Origin of the sequence: Ilyomonas limi (genome assembly GCF_005233845.1) — a bacterium.
GTDB classification, from domain to species: Bacteria; Bacteroidota; Bacteroidia; order Chitinophagales; family Chitinophagaceae; genus Ilyomonas; species Ilyomonas limi.
The window spans coordinates 685005-709495 of record NZ_SZQL01000001.1 but is presented as its reverse complement, the minus strand read 5'-3'; the positions used below and the strand labels follow the sequence as shown (position 1 = coordinate 709495).

Here is a 24491-nt window from a genome sequence, read left to right as displayed (position 1 = left end):
ATAGAAAGGTCTGCGGAAGTGGATAAGCGGCAATTATGCCCTTTGACCGCTCTTATAAAAACTCCACTTATTATCAGTAAGAAACCATAGGATAGAGCGAAAAATGGTGCTTAAAATGCCGATTTTTACTTAAGAACAGGCTAACAAAAATCAGTTTGTATTTTGAATAACTCAAACGCAGGATTAGCTTGCCTCAGGATAAAATTTATACTCATCCAATAGAAAGCCGTTGTAAAAGCTATGGTATATCTGGTTACATCATCAGCAATAAAAAAGCCATTAGCTTCTCAGCTAATGGCTCTATGCGGACTAGTAAAACTTTCTTTTAATCTAATGCGGTTGCACCTTCTACCAATACGGTAGCTTTATTATTCAATACTTCTACAAATCCGCCCTGTATAGAAAAGCGTTCGGTACGGGTTTTATCCTGTAATACTTTTACAGTGCCTTTGCTTAAGGCACTTACCAATGGCGCATGTTTATCCAGTACCTCAAACAAACCATCTATACCCGGCAATTGTATCCCATACACATCGCCGCTATACAATCTCTTTTCCGGAGTTAATATTTCCAGTGTCATACCCTAACCCTAAAGGGAATTTTTAAGTTTAAAATATATTGCCTTACTCCCCTTTAGGGGAGGGGGCTTTTATCCCTGCGCCTGTGCCATCAACTTTTTACCTTTCTCAATGGCATCTTCTAATGTACCTACCAAGTTAAAGGCTGCTTCGGGATATTCATCTACTTCGCCATCCATAATGGCATTGAAGGCACGAATAGTATCATTAATATCCACAAATACCCCTTTTAAACCGGTAAACTGTTCTGCCACATGGAAAGGCTGCGACAAGAAACGCTGTACTTTACGGGCACGCTGTACAGTCATTTTATCTTCTTCACTTAATTCATCCATACCAAGAATGGCAATAATATCCTGCAATTCTTTATAACGTTGGAGAATAAGCTTCACGCGGTTGGCACAGTCGTAATGCTTGTCGCCCACAATCATTGGCGACAAAATTCTGGAAGTGGAATCCAATGGATCCACAGCAGGATAAATGCCAAGGTCGGCAATTTTACGACTTAATACTGTTGTAGCATCAAGATGCGCAAAAGTAGTAGCCGGAGCGGGGTCAGTTAAGTCATCCGCTGGTACATATACTGCCTGAACGGAGGTAATAGAACCGTTTTTGGTAGAAGTAATACGCTCCTGCATCAGCCCCATTTCGGTGGCCAGTGTGGGCTGATAACCTACGGCAGAAGGCATACGCCCCAGCAGCGCCGATACTTCGGAACCTGCTTGTGTGAAACGGAAGATATTATCTACAAAGAACAAAATGTCGCGACCTTTACCTTGCCCGTCGCCATCACGGAAATATTCAGCAATAGTCAAACCGCTCAATGCCACGCGCGCACGTGCTCCGGGCGGTTCATTCATCTGCCCAAATACGAAAGTAGCTTTAGAATCCTTTAAGCCTTCTACATCTACTGCACTTAAATCCCAGCCGCCTTCTTCCATGCTGTGCTTAAACTTATCGCCATAGTTCATAATGCCGGCTTCAATCATTTCACGTAGCAGGTCATTCCCTTCGCGGGTTCTTTCGCCTACGCCCGCAAACACAGACAGACCGCCATAACCTTTGGCAATATTATTAATCAATTCCTGAATCAATACTGTTTTACCTACACCCGCACCGCCAAACAGTCCAATTTTACCACCTTTTGCATACGGCTCAATCAGGTCTATCACTTTAATACCGGTAAACAAGATTTCCGAAGCCGTGCTTAAGTTTTCAAACTTTGGCGGTAAAGCGTGTATAGGACGACCATTTGCTTTGCTTACCGGCGGCAAACCATCAATCGGATCGCCAGTTACATTAAACAAACGCCCGTTAATAGCTTCACCCGTAGGCATGGCTATGGCTTTGCCGGTATCGGTAACTACTGTACCACGTACCAGCCCTTCTGTTCCGTCCATGGCAATGGTGCGCACGCTGTCTTCGCCAAGGTGCTGCTGCACTTCCAGTACCAATTTATCGCCATTTTCCCTGATGATTTCCAATGCGTTGTAAATTTCCGGCAGTTGTCCTTCACTAAACTGCACATCCACAACGGCACCAATGATTTGCTTTATTTTACCTGTATTGGCCATGTTATATATATGGTTATATTAAGTATATTTTGTAAAATGGCTGCAAAGGTAAGGATTAGAACGACTTTTTACTACAGAATTAATAACTAATATTTACTCAAATAACCGTAAATCAACCAGAATTTATTTATACCCAATAAACAACAACGACAGGATGGTTTCCCAATCCTGTCATTATAATATTATTTTTCCTTTCAAAACAATCACTAATTCAGTTGCGGGTCAAGCGGATAATTGATTAGCTGTTCATATTTTCCGCCTAACTGTTTCAACGCATCCTGCCAAATGAGACTTATGTTTTTATGAAAAACCAGCTTTGCATTACCTGGCGTAATAAGCCAGGTTTTTTCGTTCAGTTCGCTATCTAACTGTTCTTCGCCCCAGCCGCTATAACCGAGGTAAAAGCGTATCATGCCCGATTCCAGTTCTCCTTTTTTTATAAGCGCTGCCACTTGCTCAAAATCACCACCCCAATAAATACCGGTGGTTATTTCTACGCCGCCTTCTATCAGGTCGGGGCATTGATGCAAAAAATGAAGTGTATCCCTTTGCACCGGGCCGCCGTAATATACGGGGAAGTTGCACATTTCCAGTTCTGTAACCAGTTCTCCTATATTTTTTTCATATCTTCTGTTAATCACAAAACCAATAGAGCCTTCTGCCTGATGGTCGCACAAAAAAACAACGGTGCGCATAAAATTAGGGTCTTTTAAAAAAGGATCTGCTATTAGTAATGTGCCTGCTGCTAATGCTTCATTCATTGTGTTAAGATAGTATTTTCGAAATAAGAATAAAATTTTTTTACTTCACATTTGCCGTTGCATACTGCTCTTCCTTTGATAATGATGGCTTTAGAAAACAGCTTTCTTGTTTGCTTTACTGCCGTTTAAAGTACTTACCGGCAACTCATACCTCCATAACTTCGCTTCATCCTTTTTATTGTATTTTCCACTTTCAAATGCTCAGTTTTGCACCCGTTTTTAGAAGAAGGTATTTCGCCATTACTGTATAAAGCGTAGTTTGGCTGCCAGTATTATTTTATACCAAAAACTAAAATACTCAACCCTACATTATAATTATGAAACGCAAAATCTTCAAAACAGTTGTAATTATTGTATTGTCGTTAGTTGTATTAATTGCCGGCGCAGCCGCTTATGTTGTAGCTTTTTTACCCAACACCGGCAGCCCCGAATCATTAACCATCGAAAGAACACCCGAACGCATAGCGAGGGGCAAATACTTAGCCAACAATGTTGCTGCCTGTATGGACTGCCACAGCACCCGCGACTGGAGCTTGTATGCTGCACCTGTTAAAGAAGGCAGCTTTGGCGGTGGTGGCGACCGCTTTGACCAAAGTTTAGGCTTTCCCGGTGTATTTTATTCCAGAAACCTAACGCCGTATGCTTTAGGCAAGTGGACCGATGGTGAATTATTCAGAGCTATTACTACCGGTGTGAGCAAAGATGGCAATGCACTTTTCCCGATGATGCCGTATTTGAACTATGGTAAAATGGATAAAGAAGATGTGTATAGCATTATTGCCTACATCCGCACGTTGCAGCCGGTAAAAACGGATGTGCCGAAAGCCGAACCTGCTTTTCCTTTTAATATCATCATGCACACTATGCCCACCAAAGCGGCTTTTACCCATAAACCTTCGCCGGGTGATACCATTAATTATGGCAAATACTTAGTGCAGGTAGCCAGTTGCGGCGAGTGCCATAATAATAAAGATAAAGGTGAGTTTGCCGGCGGCAACGAAATGCAGCAACCGGCCGGCATCCTGCGCGTTGCCAACATTACGCCGGATAAAGAAACCGGCATTGGCACGTGGACAAAAGAGATGTTTGTACAACGTTTTAAAATGTATGCCGATTCTTCTTACAAACCTCACAAGGTAAGCCCGGATGAAGTAAATACGCTGATGCCCTGGATGATGTATAAAGATATGCAACAAAGCGATCTGGAAGCTATTTATGCATACCTGCGCACCGTAAAACCGGTGAATAATAAGGTGGTAAAATTTGAGAAGAAAAACAGTGCAGTTGCCAAGCATAATTAGAAAGTTGTTATAAAGTGCTTATTAGTTCACGAGTTCGCTGTTTACAGGTTATAATAATTTATTAAGGCAGTATAATAAGTAATTATTTTTAATATCACAGGTTTACAAGTCTGTGCAAGCTTGTAAACCTGTAAATTTTAAACTTTTCAACCACACCGGCAAATTGAATAAATTTAACCTATGAACGATTGAACTTTAAAACTCATAAACCCGTAAACTTGTAAACTGATAACCCCTAACTGCTCACTGGCTTATTCAATATTTGCCACAACTTGTCCTTCAGTTCTACCAGCCCCTGATTAGTGATAGATGAAATAAATACATGCGGAATATTTGAGGGTAAATCTTTGGTGATCGCCTGCCTCAACTCCTCATCCAGCATATCGCTCTTACTGATGGCAATAAGAAAGTCTTTTTGCAATAATTCAGGATTGTACTGCTCCAGCTCATTCACCAATATTTCAAATTCCTGTTTATGGTTGGGGCTGTCGGCAGGTATTAAAAAAAGTAAAGCAGCATTACGTTCAATATGGCGTAAAAAGCGATGGCCCAGTCCTTTGCCTTCTGCCGCGCCTTCAATAATACCGGGCAAATCGGCTACACAAAAGCTTTTGCCATCGCGGTATTCTACCATGCCCAACTGCGGAACGAGTGTAGTAAAAGCATAATTAGCAATCTTTGGTTTTGCCGCCGTAATAACAGATAATAAGGTAGATTTTCCAGCATTTGGAAATCCTACCAAGCCCACATCTGCCAATACTTTCAGTTCCAGAATTTTCCAGCCTTCCGTCCCGGGTTCACCAGGTTGGGCATAGTCGGGCGCCTGGTTGGTAGGCGTAGCAAAATGACTATTGCCCAAGCCGCCACGACCGCCATGCAGCCAGATAAACTCCTGGCCATCTTCCAATATTTCGGCTTCTATTTTACCCGTTTCTTCATCGCGCGCAATGGTGCCGAGCGGCACTTCCAAAATAATGTCTGCACCTGTATGCCCCGTACGATTGTTTTTGCTGCCGCTTTCACCGTTCTCTGCCAATACATTTTTGTAGTAGCGTAAATGCAGCAACGTCCACAACTGCTTGTTACCGCGCAAAATGATGTGCCCGCCACCCCCACCATCACCGCCATCGGGACCACCTTTAGAGGTTAGTTTATTGCGCATGAAATGCCGGCTGCCGGCACCGCCATGCCCGCTCCGGCAAAAGATGCGGATATAATCTATAAAGTTGTTTTTTTCCATAGTGCTGCTGCAAATATCGCTGGAAAAAGCTTAGCGGGTAAAAAGTACGAAGTGAGCGTAACAGAATATGGTAAGAGGGTGAATGAATTAAGTTTAGAAACTAACTTTTATTAACTTTAATATGTAAGGTACTGACAGAACCTGATTCAAATCATCCATCAAACAAGTATTTCAAAGCCCTGTAACAGTGGTACACCAGTAGATATAAAAATATTACATGCAGTTAAGCTTCACAGAAGCAATATATTTAGCGTTAATATGTGTCGCTCCTGCGGAGCTCATTGAGAACTTTTATTGCCATCCCTTTCTACTAACTACTAACATATCGCTCCTGAGGAGGTTAACGAATGGGGCTGGACTAAAAGTCTCAGATTATAAATTATGAATGTAGTATTACTTAAGCGAATTATAGAGGAAGCATGTGACTCGAAAATCTACTCACTCTTCTTACGGAAATCGCCACGTTTCCATGCCTGAATAAAATCAGCCCAAGCCATGGGGTTCAGCAAATTAACAGGTGGTTGCTGCCCCATATAAGAATACTTAACTGCCTGCTGGCGAAATTGCATGTTCACTGCTTCGCGGCCATCGGCAGGCAGCGTAGCAAGCAGGATGCGCCGCGTAGCTTCATCCGTATTTCGACGGGCTATCTCCAACTGATCGGCAGGTATATCGGTATTTACAAAATCGCGCTCAAACTGCGCGCGCGAAGGACGTGCTTTGATGATGGTAGCTGGCAGGTAAGCCGTGTCTGTAACCATCAATTGAATTAAGCTATATTGGTTACCGGGAATATTATCGGGAATATCAATTATTTTATCTTTAAACCCTACTACCGAAAACCGCACCTTATCACCTTTCAAAACAACAATAGAAAAAACCCCTTGATTGTTGGTAATAGTGCCGCGGCCTTTATCTTCTACAATTACGCTGGCACCGGGAATAGCTTGCAGGCTATCAGCAGTCATTACCACTCCATACAATTGTACTACCGTATCTTTCTTTACCTGCATTTGCGCAGCAGCGCGCTGCACAAAGCAAAGTAGTAAAACAATCAATAGATATTGTATTAAATGCTTCATTAGCGATAAAGTTCCTTTATTTAACCTTAACGACAAAATAACCCACATAGGGAGTAATTTTGCGTTAGCAATAGTTTATTTAACAAAAATATGTATGATGACAGAAACCGAAATATTGAAGGCGCTCAGCAATGTAGAAGAACCTGATTTGGGTAAGGATATTGTAACCCTGAACATGGTAAAAGATATACAAATTAATGGCAATAATGTATCTTTTACAGTAGTGCTTACTACACCTGCCTGCCCTATGAAAGACAGGATTGGCAGTGCGTGTGTAAATGCTATAAAGTTATTGGTACATAAAGATGCTGTAGTGAATGTAAACTTCACTTCGCACACTACTTCTAAGCGCAGCGATGAAGGGAAAGTGCTGCCCGGTGTAAAAAATATTATAGCTGTTGTGAGTGGTAAAGGCGGTGTAGGCAAAAGCACAGTGGCAGCTAACTTAGCACTTGCACTTGCACAGGATGGTGCCAACGTTGGACTGATGGATGCCGATATTTACGGACCGAGTGTACCCATTATGTTTGGTGTGCGCGGCGAGCGCCCGATGATGCGCGAAGTAAAAGGTAAAGGCTTTATTATGCCATTGGAACGCTTTGGCATTAAACTGATGAGTATTGGCTTGCTGGTAGATGAAAAAAGTGCCGTTGTATGGCGCGGACCAATGGCAAGCAGTGCTATCCGCCAGTTTGTAACCGATGTGGATTGGGGCGAACTGGATTATCTGGTAATTGATATGCCACCAGGTACAGGCGACATTCACCTGACCTTGATGCAACTGGTACCGGTAACCGGAGCCATTATTGTAACTACCCCACAACAGGTAGCATTGGCCGATGCCAGAAAGGGCATTGCCATGTTTGCACAGGCGCAACTAAATGTACCTATTATCGGACTGGTAGAAAACATGGCTTATTTTACACCTGCAGAGCTGCCTAATAATAAATATTACCTTTTTGGTAAAGAAGGTGGTAAGCGCCTTGCAGATGAATACGACCTTAATTTACTGGGGCAAATTCCGCTGGTACAAAGCATCTGCGAGGGGGGTGATATAGGCATACCGGTAATGCTAAGTGATGATACAATAACTAAAAAAGCTTTTGAAGAATTTACAGCTACTACTGTTCGCCTTATTAGCACCATTAATGCAGAAGTAAAACCGGAGAATTTTGCAAAAGCAATGGCGACGGGATAGTTTTTGAAGTTTAGAAGTTTACTGATTTACGGGTTCACAAGTTTAGAGTGTAAAATTGATATATGTAAAAAAAGATGCTGTTGTAATAACAGCATCTTTTTATTTGAAGTTAAAATCATTAATGAAATAGGATTAATAAAAAACGGCGATTACTGCTATTGCATGTAACCGCTGTTTTTTAGTATATACAATAATAGCCTTTTAATTATCCTTTTTTACAAAGACTATCTGGCTGCGGTCGGCCTTATACATAGCATCGTAGTAATTGACTAAAGCTTCATATTCGGATGCAGGCAGCATAACAGCAGACACTTCGTTTGTACGCAACATGGTGATAGCGCTATCAGCCACTTTGAAGTTGATACTGTATTTACCAAACTTGCTTTCCAAAGCAACATCTTTCGGCATGGCTTCCACTGTATAACCTGCAGGTATTTGAATTATTACGGTATCTACATCCATATAAGAAGACGAGATGGCTATATCGTAAACGCGGGCACTGTCTTTAGACAATTTAGTGCCTGTTTTATTAAATAAATTAGGCTTTATAAACAAGCGTTTGCCGGTAATTGATGCATAGTTTGGTGATGTAATATGCAGGTCTTCGTGTATCACCGGAATGCGTCCTTTTACTTCGGAGTAATCATTTTTCTCTACCTTATAAGTGGGTAGATTGATTGCATTATTTAAGATTTCTTCCCGTAATTCTTTATTGGTACTATACATCAATGAATGTAAAGGCTCTTCCTGTTCGCCGCTGAAAGTGGTGAGAATAGCGGCATCTAAATCACCATTATCATCTATAGTAGCATAAACTTTTCGGAGTTGTAAATTATCAGTTGATTTATAAACCGGCGTATTTACCACATGTCCACCATCACTTGCAATTAATAATGCCTTACGGTTGCCGGTGAATGAACCCATAAAACCGGCCGCTTTTGTTTGACTGGTACACTCCAGCCAAATAGTGTCCTTACCATTTGGAACACACAGCACCGCATGGTTAAAATAAGGTGACGGAAAATCTTCCCACAATCCCTTTCTTCCTTTACCGGCAGTTATTAATACATAATTGGAAGGTACGCCAGCTTCCTTCAATATGCTGTGCATGTAGTTGGAAAGCGCCTTACAATCACCGTATTTTTTTGTAGCAACATAGTTTGCATCAAAAGGCTGCCAGCTACCAATACCTAACTGAATGCTGATATAGCGTGTATTGTTTTGCAGGTACTGATACAGCAGGTTTACCTTTTGTTCTACTGTTTTTGCAGTATCAGCTATGCGGTGTATATCTTGCTTTACACCATCAGGAAGCTGGTCTCTGCCCTGGTTTAAAGAAAGAATAAACTTGCCTAAATTCTGCCAGGTGCTCATATCGCCGGTGTATCCACCCACAGTAAAACTTTTTGGCGCTATGTACACAGCAGTAGTAACATCCTGCCATGAAGGCTGAAAGTATTCGCTGATAATTGCTTTCTGATTATTGATTTGCCAAGTGTATGTAACGTTCTTTTCTGTCTTTGTTATGTCAGGCTTCGTCGGATAGTTAAATTGCTTGAAGTTCAACACATAATTAGCTGGTGCTTCTACTATATAGCGGCTTTGCTGCACAGCATATTTTTCATCAATCTGCGGCCACCAGTATGGCAAAAAGAATATACCATTCAATTCCTGCTCATCTTCATATTCTACAGTATAAGGATAGCTGCGACAATAAAAATTGTGATACTTTGTTCTGCTATCAGATACCAGGCTTTCTTCATCGCCTGATACGTCAGCTATGTCTTTCTTCTTTACGCTTTTCAATCGTTTTCCGGCAGCATCATACAGGTTACCATCTATATCGTACAACGATTCCATCTTACGATATGAGTTTGCATACATCGCATATTCATCGCCCGACTCGTTAAATACAGTAATAGCGTATTTATGCTTAATGATGGCTTTACCTTCGTCTTTAATGATTACGTGCAGTTCCTCCGTTCTTTTTACCACATCCGCATTTGCTTTTAGCGAGTCGGGTATGAGTGCTACGTTGTAATCCTGTGCTTTCAAAATGTTCAGGCATCCTAATGCCATTAATAACAACAGGTATTTCATAATATAATTACTTCTTTTTTTTAAATACAATTTGTTCCGCTTCTTTCTTTACAACCATTGTAAAAAAGTCTCTTAAGTTTTGATAATCCTCCGGCTCGTAGGTAGCCTTTGTAAGCTTTAATATTACATTCAATTGTACGTGATTATCCTTCTCATCAATGGAATAGCAAAATAATCCATCATTGCCATTAAACTTTGTTGTTAAAGATTTTGGTAGTGCATCTAGCGTATAGCCTGCAGGTATCTCCATATTGAGTGTGTATGTTTTATTCATACAAAAAGGCATTTCTACAGGGTAAAACCTTTTCGCTGCAAAAAAGGGATTTTCTTTTTCCTGTCCTGCAAGCATGGGATTGAAGTATATTAAACTATCATGTCCTAAATCTGTAACAAACTGGTATTTTATAGCAATATTTTTTTCCGGGTCGCGCAGGTTTTCTATGGCAGCATTACTTATATCAATATCTATCGGGTAATCTGCTTTTACTTTTTCGAAAAACGAAGCACTATCCTCACTTCTAATGTCCTCTTTTAGTTGCAAAGAAGGCTGATAGCTGAAATGATTGGTAACGGTAGCAGTAGCTTTACCATTTTGCGCATTCATTATAAAGACTGCGGTAGCCTCTGTTTCTTGTAAAGAGTCTGCTACAAGGTTGATGGCATTGGCACTGTACCATGGCGCGATTACCTGCACATAACCATTATAGCATTCATTGTCCAGTTTGTTGAAACCTAAGAGCCTATTGGAAGCATCTAACAGATACACATTCCTGTCGATGTACGCGAAACAAACAACATAATTATACTGCGAAAGAAAAGGCATGGAAGGAAAAGCTCTGCCATTATCTGTTGTACTTAATATAGCAGGCTTGGCATCCACTTTTATATTCAACAGCATTGCCGTAAGCAGCATATTAATATCTGCCACATTTCCCTCCTTTGTTTGTACCGTTTGCTTAAGCTCTTGCGATAAAGACCTTGCACTTCTATCTGTACAGGTATATTCATCTCTTACATAAGCAAAAATATTCCTTACTTTATCGAGGGGTGTAGCTGCAGCGCCTACTGCTTTATTTACTTCGCTATTAAGCCATTTTAAAGGCAAGGTAAGACTGTAAGCAAATGATTCATCCGCAAAAAGGTGATTACAAACTGTCGCCCAATCTTCGTTGACAGGAAACGTGTTGCCGTCGGTTCTTGTATAAGCAGCTAAGTGAAATTCTATTTTAGATATATAATTATCTGTTGTAGTAGTGTAGGGCTCTCGCTTTAATGCAGGTACATCTTTAATGCCCCATACACGTTTTGTAGTATTGTTTTTATTAGGTACATTATTATAATAATCGTAATCTACATGAAAGCTCCTGATGCTATCCATCGAAAAATTCAGAGTGCCTCTCTTATATACATTATAATTGTAGAAAAAAGGGATGGTAATATCATACTCACTCCACAGCTTCGGATAGCTACCCTGAAAACTCCATTCGGGTAAATAATTGCCAGGGCTTCTTACCGAATAGGCAAACTCTATGATAGAACCTTCTTTTATGTTAGGCAATGTGAGTTTTGTAACTTTGAACTTTTTATTTTTCTCAACAATAATGGCACTTTTATCAACAGGCATAGCAATTACTTTTCCATCTTCAATGTTATAAGTTACAGCCTGTAAATACTCCATTTTTTGCTCAAAGCTTCCAAATGTCAGGATCGGGATTTCCAACGTAGCCAAGTCAAATGCATTCCTGCTTAACAACCTAATTCTTGTGTGCCTCTGAAAAATAACATCAAACTTCCCGCTATTGTTTTCACTAAACCGTGCCATACCATTATCAAAAAGATAAATCGCTGGTGCAGCAGAATCAATGGAATAAACAGTCGGTGCAAAATCTTCGGGCTTAACATCTCCAAACACTACAAAGGGCCGGACTGTTTGTGCCTGTAACGTTAGCTGACAGTAAATTAACAAGAATAGTAGCTTAATCCTTCTCATATAATCAACGGCAAAAAAACAGCATTACTTCACTTTTTTAAACACAATTTGCTCTGCTTCTTTTTTTACTACATAAGCAAAAAAGTCTCTTAGGGTCTGATAATCTTCCGGCTCGTACAATGCTTTATTCAGCTTCACGCGTGTACGCATCTGGATGTTATTGCCGTTTTTAGCAAGGAGATATTCAAACATACCTTCGTTTTCGTTCAGCATTACACGCGCCGATTTGGGTAGTTCATCCACCGCATAGCCTTCAGGTATTTCCATGTTTAAAATATATGTTTCATCCCAGCAATACGGCATCTCTACAGGATAGAAGCGCTCAGCAGCAGCAAACGGATTTTCTTTTTGCTGCTCAGCCTGCATTGGATTGAAGTATATAATATCTTCATCGCCCATATCTATGCTCATATCATATCTTACTTTTACAGGCTCATTCAGGAGCTTTACACTATCTACATTCGCATTATTCAAACTCACTTCGCCGGTATAGGACTTCTTTATGGTTTTGAAGAAATCTTCCTGGCTTGTTTTGCTCAACTCTTCACGCAGCGACACAGATTCCTGATAGCCCTTGGTACTGTTTATGGAGGCAGACAGTTTATGACCTTTCTCATTAATTATAAAAACAGTGGTTACTTTACTTTCCTTTAAAGAATCGGCAAATAAAGGTATCAATTCGGGCAGCACAGGGTCTATCACTCTTGCATATCCGTTGTAACAATTGGCACCTAAATGGTTGAAGCCCAGTTTGCTGTTGGCAGCATCCAACAGGTATGTCTTGCCATCGGTTTTTGCTTCACAAATCACATAATTGAATTTGGAAAGAATGGGATACATAGCCTGTGCTTTACCGTTATCGGTAGTACTCAGCAATACCGGGTGCGCTTCTATATTTTGGCTCAGCAGCATAGCTGTTAGCAGCAGGTTAATGTCTGCCACATTTCCTTTTTTACCCTGATATGTTTTTTTAAGTGGTTGCGAAGTATAAAAAGCATCTTCGTCGGTGCAGGTAAAATTGTCCCGCACATACTCATATATTTTTTGGGCCTTTTCTGCTCCGCTAGTAGCGCCTGCAATAGCAGCTTTTACATCATCGTTAAAGAAGTTATTGGACTTATCGAGTGCGGCACCAAAATCTTCGTCTTTCAATAATTCGGTACTTACATCTGTCCAGTTGCGCAAAATCATTTTAGGGGGCACATCAGGATAACGGATAGCCGATAGCTGAAACTCTATACGTGCCACATGATTATCCATTGTGGTAGTGAAGTTTTCCTTTTTTAATGCCGGCACATCCTTCATTGCCCAAATATTATTCATAGTATTGGTAGATGCCGTAAAAGTCTGAATGCTCGACATTGCATTTTCACCCGGATCGCTGATGTTATAAGTATCATGCGAAATGCGCACCGTATCTATAGCATACGGCTGATAGCCCTGCTTTAATAATACATACTCGTAAAACTGGGGCACTTCTATTTCGTATTCGCTCCAGAGTATGGGATATGTTCCCTGAAAAGTCCAGCTTGGTAAACGCAGGCCAGGTGTGCTGATAGTATAAGTATATTCTACAATAGAACCTTCTTTGAGGTTGGGAAAAGTAAACTTGGTCGTTATAAAATCACCCTGTTTATCTTTAAAAATAGAACCTTTATCCAGTTTAGTTGCTACTATTTTACCGTTTTCTATGTTATAAGTAGCCGCCTCCAGGTCCTCCAGCTTTTGCTGGTCGCCCACAGATGGCACATGCAACGTTATCTTTACATTGCCCAGGTTGTCAAATGCATTTTTCTTCATCAATCGCAGGCGCTCATGCACTTTATACACTACACTAAAAAAGCCCTTATTATTGCCTTCAAACTTGGTGTGCCCGCCATCAAACAGGTACACGGCATCGGCCGATGAATCTATAGGGTAAACAGCAGGTGCAAAATCTTCGGGTTTTACATCACCATAGTTGCACACTACCCGGTTGGGCAGCTCTCCTTTTTTCTTTTTTTGGGCAAATAAACAAATGCTAAATAAGGCGCATGGCACCACGATCAGTAGGGATTTAAGGCTCATAACTGTAACTTTACAAAAGAATTTTAATATTACAAGATTACAATTGAACAGCCGAATAGTATATTCAAATTTCATTAAAAAAACAGCGCAGGAGCTTAATTTTAGCTTATGCGGCATTGCTAAAGCTGAAGAGCTGACCGAAGATGCACGGCGGCTGGAGCAATGGCTGAGTCAAGGCAGACATGGCAACATGCAATACATGGAGCGTTATTTTGATATGCGCATCAACCCTTCCCTGCTTGTTCCCGGTGCACAATCAGTCATTACTTTATTGTGTAATTATTTTCCTGCAGAAAAACAACAGCCCCATGCACCACGCATTTCCAAATATGCCTATGGCAAAGATTATCACGAAGTAATTAAAGCGAAGCTCAACGAATTTTTATATCGCATACAAGAAGAAATCGGTGCCGTACATGGCCGTGGCTTTATAGATTCGGCACCAGTGCTGGAACGCGCCTGGGCTACCAAGAGCGGACTTGGCTGGATTGGTAAAAACGGCAATTTTATTACCAAACAGCAAGGCTCTTTTTTCTTTATTGCTACCCTGATTGTTGATCTCGCATTGCAGCCCGATGATCCTTTTGCCAGGGACTATTGCGGCAGTTGCTCGCGCTGCATAGATGCATGTCCTACCGGCGCTATCCTTCCAAACAAAGAGGTGCAGGGCAATAAATGTATCAGTTATTATACCATTGAACTGAAAGACATGTTATTGCCGGCTGAGATGAGAGACAAGTTTCAAGACTGGATGTTTGGATGTGATGTGTGCCAGGATGTATGCCCATGGAACCGTTTTAGCAAACCGCACAATGAAGTTGCTTTTACACCTATCCCCGAAATACTTAATCTCTCTACCAGAGAATGGCAGGCATTGAGCGAAGAAAGTTTCCGGCAAATTTTCAAACATTCCCCACTCAAGCGCAGCAAGTACAAAGGCATCCAGCGCAACGTGAAGTTTATTGCAGGAGAAGAATAATTGCAGTTGAAGGTTTAAAGTTCAATATCTAAAGTTAAGCTTGCAGCTTGTATCTTGAACCTTGTTTCCCACTCCTTGTACCTTTCTCCTCTTACTTATATTCCATCACCGGATGCCTTTCAAACGGATGTTGTTGTTCGTTAAAAATATAGCGGTACGTTATCATACGGCGGCTTTGGTGTGCGCCCAGACTTTTATAAATATTAATCATCTTCGGGTTCCAGTCGCCGGCCCAGCCCATCTCATACGTATGATACCAGCCTTTGTGCTGAATGAGATAACCGCCCTCCTGAATCATAAAACTATCTATACCCAGCGCCTGAAATTTTGGAACAATACCAAAGGCTACACCAGTAAACACCTTACATTCCCCCTGCCGTTTCATCCATAAGAGACGTAATTTTTCAAGCCAGCCAAACCTGCCATTAAAGTGTTTAAAATATTGGTTAAGGTCAGGAATGTTTATCCACATAGCAATTGGCTCATCTTTATAATAAGCAAACCAGATAATGCGCTCATCCATGATCGGCTTCATCTTATTGAAGAGTTTCATTACCTGCTCTTTGGTTATTTCTTTTGCCTCACCGTGCTGTGCCCAGGCGGCATTATATACGGTAGCAAAATCCTGAGCATACTCTTCAAGATTGTTAATGCTGATGTGTTTTGCCTCGTAGCCAGGCTTGGCTTTAAACTTAGCATGGCGCTCTGCAAACTTGGGTGGCAGCGGATCATCCACACCCATAGCGTAATAGTATTGGTCGTAATAGTTTTTAAATCCATACCCTTCAAATAACTGCTCGTAGTAGGGCGGATTGTAAGCCATGCCATAGATAGGCGCCCGGTCAAAACCTTCCACCATTAGCCCCCACCACTTATCGCGATCGCCAAAGTTGATAGGTCCGTCCATTGCTTCCATATCTTTCTCCTGCAGCCATTTTTTAGCACCATCAAAAAGCGCATTAGCAGCCTGCTGATCGTTAATGCAATCGAAAAAGCCAACGCCGCCGGTAGGGAAATCGGTGCCTTTATTGATGTATTTACTATTGGTAAAGGCAGCAATGCGACCAATGAGCTTGCCATCATCGTCTTTTAAAATCCAACGTGCCGCCTCACCATATTTAAAGTTTTTGTTTTTTACTTTATCAAAAACCTCATTGATTTCATTATCCAGCGGACGTATATAATTGGGATTGCCGGCATTCATCAGCACATTTATTTTCAAAAAATCCTTAGCGATAGCAGCATTTGTTACAGGCAGCAATTGCATAACACCTCTTTTTGTGCGAATGTAAAGGGGAAAAGGGAAATGACCTCACCCATATCTTCTCTTCCAAAGATGGAAAGGGAAACTTAAGGTTAGACGGGATTTGGTAATGATCAATTGGATATTGAGGAACGAATATTTAATACTTAATTATTGGTGGATTTTTAGAGTGAGATAAACAGCATTTGTCTGGGCAGCAAATTACTTTTGACCGCGCAAGTTGCAGCACAGAACATTAAACCTTAAACTTTAAATTTTCCCTACTCAAAAATATTGCAAAAAAACAACAGCCTGCCATGCAGCGCTTTTAAACAGCTTATGTTTGCAACTATTGAGGGACATACATGAATAAAAATACAATAGTTGCTGCACTCCTGCCTGCCTGCCTGTTGCTTTGCATAGCTTTGTTGGGCACTTCGTGCGCCAATATTATTCCACCCACCGGCGGGCCTAAGGATACGTTACCGCCCGTGCTGATAGTAGCTACACCGGCAGACTCATCGCTACATTTTAACGTTAAAAAAATTACACTCAACTTTGATGAATATGTAACGGCAGATAATCCAACTGAGAATGTAGTGATATGGCCTAACCCAGTTGTTCAGCCGGAGATTACCAGCAAGCTGCGCACTGTAACTATTAAATTGAAAGACACGCTGGAACCCAACATGACTTATACGATCAACTTTGGCAAATCACTGAAAGACATTAACGAAGGCAATGCAGATTCTGCATTCAGATACGTGTTTTCCACCGGCACCAGGCTGGATGATAATAAGCTGAATGGCAAGGTTTTGCTGGCGCAGAGCGGTAAAGTAGATAGTACACTGATAGTAGTATTGCAACGTAATTTAAATGACACAGCTATTAAAAAGCTGCCGCCGCGCTACTATACAAAGCTGGATAGCAAAGGCAACTTTTATTTTTACAACCTGCCAACTGATAGCTTTAATGTATTTGCCTTGCCCAACGATTACACCAAACGCTATGATGACAGCACTAAATTATTTGCTTTTTTAAACCACCCTGTTTATCTCAACGATACTACTTCTGCAGTAACCCTGTATGCGTATGCCGAGTTTAAAGCTGAAGAAAAGAAAACAACACTGCCCAATACCAATGATAATGTGCCCAGGAAAGGTGCAAAAAAAATAGAGGACAGTACGCTAAAAATGACTAACAGCCTGGAGAGCGAGCGACAGGATTTCTTAGGCAATTTAGTGCTTACTTTTAGTGATACACTAAAAACGGTTGATAGTACAAAAATTCGTTTCACAGATACCAATTATGTAGGGTTGCCGGGTATGCGTTTAACGCTGGACTCTACTGCCACCAGGCTTATAGTATCGTACCCCTGGAAGCCCAATACAGCATATGCCCTTACAATCGATAGCAATGCTGTAGCCGATTCAAGCGGCAGAATATTGGAGACGAATGATACGCTTCAGTTTACTACGATGAAAGAAAGCGACTACGGCAGCATACGCCTGCGCTTTCAAAATTTGGATACAGCATTGCACCCGGTGTTACAGATATTGCAAAACGATGAGATAATAGAAGCTATATCTTTAACCTCGTATGAGTGGTACCGCAAGTTTTTCAGACCAGGCGAGTACGATCTGCGTATGCTATACGATACCAACAGAAATGGGGTATGGGACCCGGGTAGTTACAATGAAAAAAAGCAACCGGAGATTGTACGCTCTGTAACCACCAAAGAAGGCGGTAAAATATCGGTGAAAGCAAATTTGGATAGAGTGTATAATATTACTTTGTGAGTGGTAAGTTTGTGAATGAGGAACGGTAAATGAGTTAGCAATAAATGATGCATTGCAGTAAAAGACAGGTACTTAAATATTTTAACCTTAAGCATTAACATGAATAAACAACTCATCTCCTCAGGTACTAAATGGGAAACTTTATATGGCTACAGCCGTGCTGTAAAAGTAGGCAATGTGATAGCTGTATCGGGTACAACAGCAGTAGATGAAGCAAGCAATATAGTTGGTGAAAATGATTTGTATGCGCAAACGGTTTTTATTTACCAAAAAATAGAAAAAGCATTGCAGCAAGCCGGCGCAACCTTGAATGATATAGTAAGGCTACGCATCTTTATTACCGACATGAGCCGTTATGAAGAAGTACTGAAAGCACAGGGAGAATTTTTTGCAAACATTCGTCCGGCAGCAACTATTGTAGAAGTAACGGCTTTGATTGATAAAAAGCTATTGGTAGAGATAGAAGCGGATGCAGTGCTGGAATAATTGCTTTTGAAGATTTATTGCTGTGCAATTATCATGATCGGAGTGATAATTCCTGTATTTGTTAGCTGCAAAAATTAAAACAGGCTATAACTTTAGCAGGTAAAATTTTAACTGGCTTAATTCACTTACAACTACTACTTAGTTATTACCATTTTCTTCAAAACGGTTGGGTATTTGCAAATGAAAAGCAGTGCCTACACCATACTCCGACTTTACATCTATTTTTCCACCAAGGCGCGATATAGCTTCTTGTACAATATACAACCCAATGCCTAAACCTGTAGCATTTTTGGTGCTGCGGAAGAACATCTGGAAGACGTTCTCTAAGTTCTGCGCTTGTATGCCTATGCCATTATCTTCAATAATAATAGTGGCATAGCTGGTGTTTACGTTTACCTTAATATTGACAAGCGGATTAGGCTCCGATGGCTTCTGGTACTTAACTGCATTGGACAGCAAATTGTTGAGCACTACAGATAGCCTGAAACCATCGGAACGAAAAGGCACCGGCTGCGATATGTTCTGTTTGAAATTAATTTTAATATTTTGTATGCTGCAAAGGTCAACACACTCCTGCACCAGTTGCTTAAAATCTATGAATGATAATTCATCATTTACGCGTACACTTTTGTAATATTCAATAATCTTGAGAATGAAAGTATCCATGCGGGTAGCACAGGATTCTATCATATTGAAGTAGTTAACGTAATCTTCGGGCGATGAATCTATCTTGGCAAGATTAATAATGCTGATAATAGAAGCCAGCGGCGAGCGTAAGTCGTGCGAGGTGCTATACACAAGGCGGTTGAGCTCATGGTTTGATTTTTCCAGCTCTTCTACCTTCTGGTACAACTGTGTGCGCACTGTGTATAGCTCATACGCATTTTTAATGGCGTTGTGCATTTCAAACTCATTCCAGGGCTTGTTAATAAAGCGGAATATCTCGCCTTTATTTATAGCATCCACAATAATGTTTACATCAGTATAACCGGTAAGTAATATGCGAACTGCGTTAGGGTACGTTTTACGGATAGACTGAAAAAATTCTACGCCTGTCATCTGCGGCATACGTTGGTCGGCAATAATGATGTGCACCGGATTTTCTTTGAGCAACTGTGCACCTTCGGCAGCAGATGTAGCAGTTAAAATATCGTAACTTCTTCTAAAGCTGGCTTTAAAGGCAGTAAGATTCCTGCTTTCGTCATCTACATATAATATTTGGATTCGTTCTTTGTTGGGCGTCATTCGTTTGTAATATTGGGTTGCTGGTAGGGTATGCTAATAACAATTTCAGTACCACATCCGGGCGCTGAAACAACAGTAATTTTTCCTTGGTGTTTTTCAATAATTTTAAAGGTAATGGACATACCAAGTCCGGTGCCTTCGCCTACTTCTTTGGTAGTAAAGAAAGGATCGAATATTTTATGCCTTACTTCTTCTGTCATGCCTAGGCCCGAGTCTTTTATACTTATTTCCATGTGCCTGTCAACAGTACGCGTACTTATAACAATATCTTCATTCCCAATGTTCTCTTTTGCTTTTATTGCCTGGATAGCATTGGTAAGAATATTCATAAACACCTGGTTGAGCTTGCTGGGATAACACTCAATATCGCCATCGGCATCAAAACATTTACTAATTTTTATGTAATCAGGTATCGTGTTTTTTAGCAGTACCAGTGTACTGTCTATGCCTTCGTGCACGTTGGCTACTTTTAGCTCACTTTCATCCAAACGGCTAAAATTGCGCAGGCTGCGCACTATTTCTGCAGTACGTTCTGCGCCCTCTTCTATACCGCCAATCAGGCTTTGAATTTCTTCTTTTATAAAATCAGGGTCAATTGCTTCCTCAAACGATTTTATTTCGTTTAGCATCGGCAACTCCTTCTTCTCTGCCGCCGTATGTAACTTCTGATAACGACTTATTAATTCAAATAAATCGCGCACATCCATTTGCAATGGCTTTACATTACTTTTTACAAAGTTAATGGGATTGTTTATCTCGTGTGCAATGCCTGCCGTAAGCTGACCTAAGGAAGCCATTTTCTCCGATTCTACCAGTTGTATCTGGGCATCTTTAAGTTCATTCAACGTTTGCTCCAGTGCCTTTGTGCGTTCGGTAATTTTTTGTTCCAGAATAATGTTTTGCTGCTGTATCAGCCATTCATTTTCTTTTGAAATGCGCAATGACTCTGCCTGCGATTGTTCTTTTTCCAGCTTATAAACATTTATTTTATCAGCCAAAGCGAAAGCCAGTAAAATTACCTCTGCCGCAAATCCTGCCTCTAATGCATCGGAGGTAAAAGCATTGATAGGTATAACCCCATAATCTTTTAAAACTACAATTGCAGCTCCCATGCATATACATATCCAGGCAAATAGAAAATATTTAGCCGGACGATAGCCCTTTTTAAGCGTAAGCAGCGCAAGCACTATAATGTACACGGCAGCAAGCAACGTACAATTTTGCATGATAATAAAGCTTTGCTGCTTTAAGTTTATAAAGAATAATACAAGCGATAAGGCAAATATGGATATGATTACATTAAATAGCTTATCAAGCTTTGGTAAGTACGATTTTGTATGCAAGAATTTCTTTGTAAATACACAGGCAGCAATGCCTCCGAGGTTGGTTAGCATCATCACGCTATTTTGTGCAAGCCATGTTGAATTTGGCCATAAGTACCTAAAGGAGTAACCAGTTAGCGAACATTGCGATAATGCCACGAGCAAAATATAAATTACATAATAAATATAGATATTATCCCGTACAGTAAAAAAGATGAAAATATTGTAAAAAAACATACAAAAGACTACCCCAAAGAAAATACCGAATAGCATATCCTTATTGGCTAACGACTGGAAAACAGATTGCATCTTGCCTACAGTCATGGGCAAAATAATTTGGGTAGAAGACTTAACTTTTAAAAAGAGCATCCTCGATTCATGCGGAGGTACCCTCAAGTTATAAACCAGGTTCTGATGTTTGTAATACCTCTTATCTAGTGACATAGAAGTACCAGCCTTTTGCACTACAAATTCTCCATTTTCATTAATTGTATAGAGTTCAGCTAAATTGATTATGGGTTGTGCAATGTCGAGTAATAGATTGCTCTCGCTGGAATTATTTAAAATGGAGAATTGTATCCAAAAAGTTGAAGATGATACTCCCAGGTTAATTACCTGTTTGTTATATTGCCTGAAGTCCTTACTTTTTATAACATCGGATAGTGTTAAAGCATTTGTTTTATCCTCCAATACAAGCACGCCCTTACCGATCTGCAAGTTTTTATTCTGATTGTACGCAAATGTGCTGACCTGCGCTTTTAAAAAAAGAGAACAAAAACAAAAAAGAATGATGGTTATGAACTTCATTGAACAGTATTTGACATTGAACTTATTGGATATTGATAATTATACAGCAACATATCTTCCTGGTGATAAAATACCATCAGGATCTATTGTATTTTTTAAAGTTTCTACAAAGGTATCATAAGCATTATTATCACTGCTATATTTACTCATTGCCAGCGTACTGCCCCGGTAGCTGAAGTAGCCCTTTTCATTCAACAAGCTGGAAACTTCAAAATAGCATTTTTCTGCCATTTCATCTTCGCCCGCAACCTCCCTATCCCAGCAAAAAGAAGCAATAACATTGATACACCGCTCTGTAGTGCACTGCAAAGAAACAGCAGGCTCAAAAGCATACTTTTTTATTACCTCTTTTATAATAGCAATTGCACTTAAAACATCTTCGCCGCTGAACGGAACAACCGGACATATCCAAATAAGACCACATTTATCCCTGTCAGGATTTAAATCTGCTGGCATGGGCGAACGCTTGCGCCAATAAGTTTGCCGTATAGCAGCATTATCGGGTATGCCGGTATATTTTTTAATCAAAAAAGAGGTAAGCGTGGGCTGTGCAAGATTTTTTTCTTTAGCATTATAGTGCTCCTGAAAAGACTTTAGTATCTCCTCTTTAGTTGTATGAGTAATAGTAAAGTCTTCTACATAATTTTTTAATCTTTCCTGCACAATCTTGTACTGAATAGCAGCATGTTCTTCATTCTCCGCTCTGATGCTTATTTCGCCGTTCCAATCGCCTACCATTTGCCCAAGCGTAGGTATAGATTGTTTTATTTGCCTCATCAGTTCGTCGGCATCTGTTTTTTCGGGGCTATACTGATTAAACGGATACTGAACAAGACTTGTAATGATACGTATATCATTGTATAGTGTAATGGTAGGACGCACGAGTCCTTCCATTGCCATTAGCTGCAACTCATCTATTACCAGTTTTAATTTTGTAATATCATTTACCTTATAAAAAATAAGGCTTAAATGGGGTGGAGTTTTCATCAGCCACAAAGTCATTTTTGTAACAATACCCATGTTCGATTGTGAAAAAAGCCCGTCTAAAGTAGGTCCTAATCCCCACCGAAACAACTTACCGGTTTTATAGTTACCATACCTTTCAAAGCTCGTAGCTATTATATCTCCATTAGGCAACAATACTTCTAAACCACATACATTACTAAACCTTTCTGCATATAGTCCTGTACCAATCCCTCTTTCCAAAGCATTTGCCAGCATGCTTGAGTTGCGATTACCGCCAGTTGAGCTAATGATGAGCTCTGAATTTTTTTCTCTTAAGAAGTCAAAAACCTGGTCGAAAGTTACGCCCGGCTCTACCGTTATATAAGCATGTTTTTCATCAAAATCAACTATCCTGTTCAATCGTTTTAATTCGATTAAAACATTATTATCGGTTACAGGCACGCGGGAGCCATATCCCCAGTTTTTTCCTCTGCTCACTGTATAAACAGGTTGTTTATACTTTTTTGCAATTAAGATACACTGCCTTAGCTCTTCTGTATTACCGGGCATCAGCACCAGTGCAATTGATGCTGATGTTTTATAATTAGTAAGTTCAGCCTCATGTATATATGATTTATCTTCTATTACATAATCTCTTCCTATCGCATTTATAAACTCATCAATCATTATTTGAAAATTCATAATAAAAAACTTTATAGTAGTAACTTAATATATAAGTGCCTTAACAGGTATATAGTTGTGCAGAGTTGTATAACACCAATAAAGGAAGTGCCTGAAAACTATTCAGTTTTTTGTTAAGTTGTTAATTCCATTTATCTTATTGCTTCTACCCCGGCCGCACATTTAGTGCAAATTATTTGTCAAAATAACTATTTATTAAGGCTATAAAGATCCATGTATGTTAATCTAAATAAGATTTTAAGGTTTAGCCTTATCTTTAATGTGCCTGCTCTTCAGATCTTCGAAATCGTACTGGATTTTGAATTCATTCTTATCTGCTGAAGCTATAGTGAGATCGTAGTGTACATTCACAAATAAGTTCTTGAACGGCGATTTCTCAGTAATATTACACTGTAAGTTAGACCTTAAATAAAGCAGCTTTTCGCGCTCCCGGGGATGTGCATCTTCTAAGGTGGCAGCATTTTCCATAACACAGGCAGTGGCAATCAGGTCGAGCTTTGGATAGTAAAATGTACCCTGGTTTCCCACTTCTACCAATGGTCTTAAACCCAGCCATTGGTTAAATCTTACTGTTGCAGGCGAGGATAAAGTAAGCAAAGCCGATAGTCCAAGTTGCTCTAAAATAACTATTGCACACCTCGAGGGAAATAAACTTCCAATACCTAATCCGGCAACTTCTCTTGAGTTCCATAGCCCCGAAGCTTCGGCAACACCATTGCGGGCATACTTACTTACAACTTCATAAATTCTGCTGTCCATATCGCCGGTAGCATCTTCCAATGGCAGGGGAGTGATGCCATCAACTGCCTGAACTCTTGCTCCCCCATACAGCTTTTCTCCATCTGCCGATTCAACAACAATTACAAATATGGAAGGATTATATAACCAATCATCCGTATTAGATGTAATGTTTTCTATACCATAAATAGATAATACTTTTCTATGGCCTTGTATATACCTCCTGCATGTCTCGGGTTCTTCTGTTGCCCTAAAGGCTCTGATGCGTATATCTGTTACAGTTTCCATTTGTAGGATTAAATCGCAGAATAAATTTAGCTTAAAATTCAACTTA

General features: G+C 40.3%; 18 protein-coding genes. 5 read left to right on the top strand and 13 right to left on the bottom strand.

The genetic code is table 11. The annotated features are described in order from the left end of the window. Positions 1-325: 325 nt before the first annotated feature. The 3 genes from atpC to FC093_RS02785 all read right to left on the bottom strand — a co-directional run bounded on the left by atpC (position 326) and on the right by FC093_RS02785 (position 2913). Positions 326-580 carry an ATP synthase F1 subunit epsilon gene (gene atpC / locus FC093_RS02795; RefSeq protein ID WP_137260197.1) on the bottom strand — a complete coding sequence of 85 codons (255 nt, stop codon included), beginning with the start codon at positions 578-580 and terminating at the stop codon, positions 326-328. A 69-nt stretch (positions 581-649) separates the two neighbouring features. Further along, positions 650-2152, bottom strand: coding sequence for a F0F1 ATP synthase subunit beta (atpD, locus tag FC093_RS02790; protein ID WP_137260196.1), 1503 nt, complete (start codon positions 2150-2152; stop codon positions 650-652). A 206-nt stretch (positions 2153-2358) separates the two neighbouring features. Then, a complete protein-coding gene (locus FC093_RS02785) occupies positions 2359-2913 on the bottom strand; it encodes a YqgE/AlgH family protein (RefSeq protein ID WP_137260195.1) in 555 nt (184 codons plus the stop codon). A 317-nt stretch (positions 2914-3230) separates the two neighbouring features. Here FC093_RS02785 and FC093_RS02780 point away from each other — a divergent pair, with 317 nt between their 5' ends. Next, on the top strand, positions 3231-4214 hold the full coding sequence (locus tag FC093_RS02780; protein WP_137260194.1) for a c-type cytochrome: 984 nt from the start codon (positions 3231-3233) through the stop codon (positions 4212-4214). Between the two features lie 235 nt (positions 4215-4449). Here FC093_RS02780 and obgE read toward each other — a convergent pair whose 3' ends face one another. Both obgE and FC093_RS02770 read right to left on the bottom strand, forming a co-directional pair. Next, the gene (gene obgE, locus FC093_RS02775) at positions 4450-5454 is read right to left on the bottom strand and encodes a GTPase ObgE (RefSeq protein ID WP_137260193.1); all 1005 of its coding nucleotides are present in this window, start codon (positions 5452-5454) and stop codon (positions 4450-4452) included. 434 nt (positions 5455-5888) lie between these two features. Then, a complete protein-coding gene (locus tag FC093_RS02770; RefSeq protein ID WP_137260192.1) occupies positions 5889-6536 on the bottom strand; it encodes a carboxypeptidase-like regulatory domain-containing protein in 648 nt (215 codons plus the stop codon). A gap of 94 nt (positions 6537-6630) precedes the next feature. Here FC093_RS02770 and FC093_RS02765 point away from each other — a divergent pair, with 94 nt between their 5' ends. Further along, positions 6631-7734, top strand: a complete 1104-nt coding sequence (locus FC093_RS02765) for an Mrp/NBP35 family ATP-binding protein (protein ID WP_240743157.1) — start codon at positions 6631-6633, stop codon at positions 7732-7734. A 201-nt stretch (positions 7735-7935) separates the two neighbouring features. Here the strand turns inward: FC093_RS02765 and FC093_RS02760 are convergent, their stop codons facing one another. The 3 genes from FC093_RS02760 to FC093_RS02750 form a co-directional block, all read right to left on the bottom strand. Beyond that, positions 7936-9834 carry a DUF3857 domain-containing protein gene (locus FC093_RS02760; protein WP_137260191.1) on the bottom strand — a complete coding sequence of 633 codons (1899 nt, stop codon included), beginning with the start codon at positions 9832-9834 and terminating at the stop codon, positions 7936-7938. Positions 9835-9841: 7 nt separating this feature from the next. Further along, positions 9842-11656 (bottom strand): DUF3858 domain-containing protein, encoded by a 1815-nt coding sequence (locus FC093_RS02755; protein WP_240743164.1) that lies wholly within the window; start codon positions 11654-11656, stop codon positions 9842-9844. 192 nt (positions 11657-11848) lie between these two features. Beyond that, complete coding sequence (locus tag FC093_RS02750) at positions 11849-13891, bottom strand: transglutaminase domain-containing protein (RefSeq protein WP_170970972.1); 2043 nt, start codon at positions 13889-13891, stop codon at positions 11849-11851. 43 nt (positions 13892-13934) lie between these two features. Between FC093_RS02750 and queG the strand changes: the two genes are divergently transcribed. Then, positions 13935-14870: a tRNA epoxyqueuosine(34) reductase QueG gene (gene queG, locus FC093_RS02745; protein ID WP_240743156.1), complete on the top strand. Its 936-nt coding sequence runs from the start codon at positions 13935-13937 to the stop codon at positions 14868-14870. Between the two features lie 91 nt (positions 14871-14961). Here the strand turns inward: queG and FC093_RS02740 are convergent, their stop codons facing one another. Next, positions 14962-16137 carry a hypothetical protein gene (locus FC093_RS02740; protein WP_137260187.1) on the bottom strand — a complete coding sequence of 392 codons (1176 nt, stop codon included), beginning with the start codon at positions 16135-16137 and terminating at the stop codon, positions 14962-14964. A gap of 341 nt (positions 16138-16478) precedes the next feature. Between FC093_RS02740 and FC093_RS02735 the strand changes: the two genes are divergently transcribed. Together FC093_RS02735 and FC093_RS02730 are read left to right on the top strand one after the other, a co-directional pair. Beyond that, positions 16479-17912, top strand: coding sequence for an Ig-like domain-containing protein (locus FC093_RS02735; protein ID WP_137260186.1), 1434 nt, complete (start codon positions 16479-16481; stop codon positions 17910-17912). Between the two features lie 99 nt (positions 17913-18011). Then, on the top strand, positions 18012-18398 hold the full coding sequence (locus FC093_RS02730; RefSeq protein ID WP_137260185.1) for a RidA family protein: 387 nt from the start codon (positions 18012-18014) through the stop codon (positions 18396-18398). 138 nt (positions 18399-18536) lie between these two features. Here FC093_RS02730 and FC093_RS02725 read toward each other — a convergent pair whose 3' ends face one another. The 4 genes from FC093_RS02725 to FC093_RS02710 form a co-directional block, all read right to left on the bottom strand. Next, entirely contained in the window at positions 18537-19643 is a 1107-nt protein-coding gene (locus FC093_RS02725) for a hybrid sensor histidine kinase/response regulator (protein WP_137260184.1), read from the bottom strand. After that, positions 19640-21772, bottom strand: coding sequence for a sensor histidine kinase (locus FC093_RS02720; protein WP_137260183.1), 2133 nt, complete (start codon positions 21770-21772; stop codon positions 19640-19642). The genes FC093_RS02725 and FC093_RS02720 overlap by 4 nt, the downstream gene beginning before the upstream one ends. A 39-nt stretch (positions 21773-21811) precedes the next feature. Then, complete coding sequence (locus FC093_RS02715) at positions 21812-23419, bottom strand: FAD-binding oxidoreductase (RefSeq protein WP_137260182.1); 1608 nt, start codon at positions 23417-23419, stop codon at positions 21812-21814. Positions 23420-23656: 237 nt separating this feature from the next. Beyond that, a complete protein-coding gene (locus tag FC093_RS02710) occupies positions 23657-24445 on the bottom strand; it encodes a hypothetical protein (protein WP_137260181.1) in 789 nt (262 codons plus the stop codon). Positions 24446-24491 lie beyond the last annotated feature (46 nt).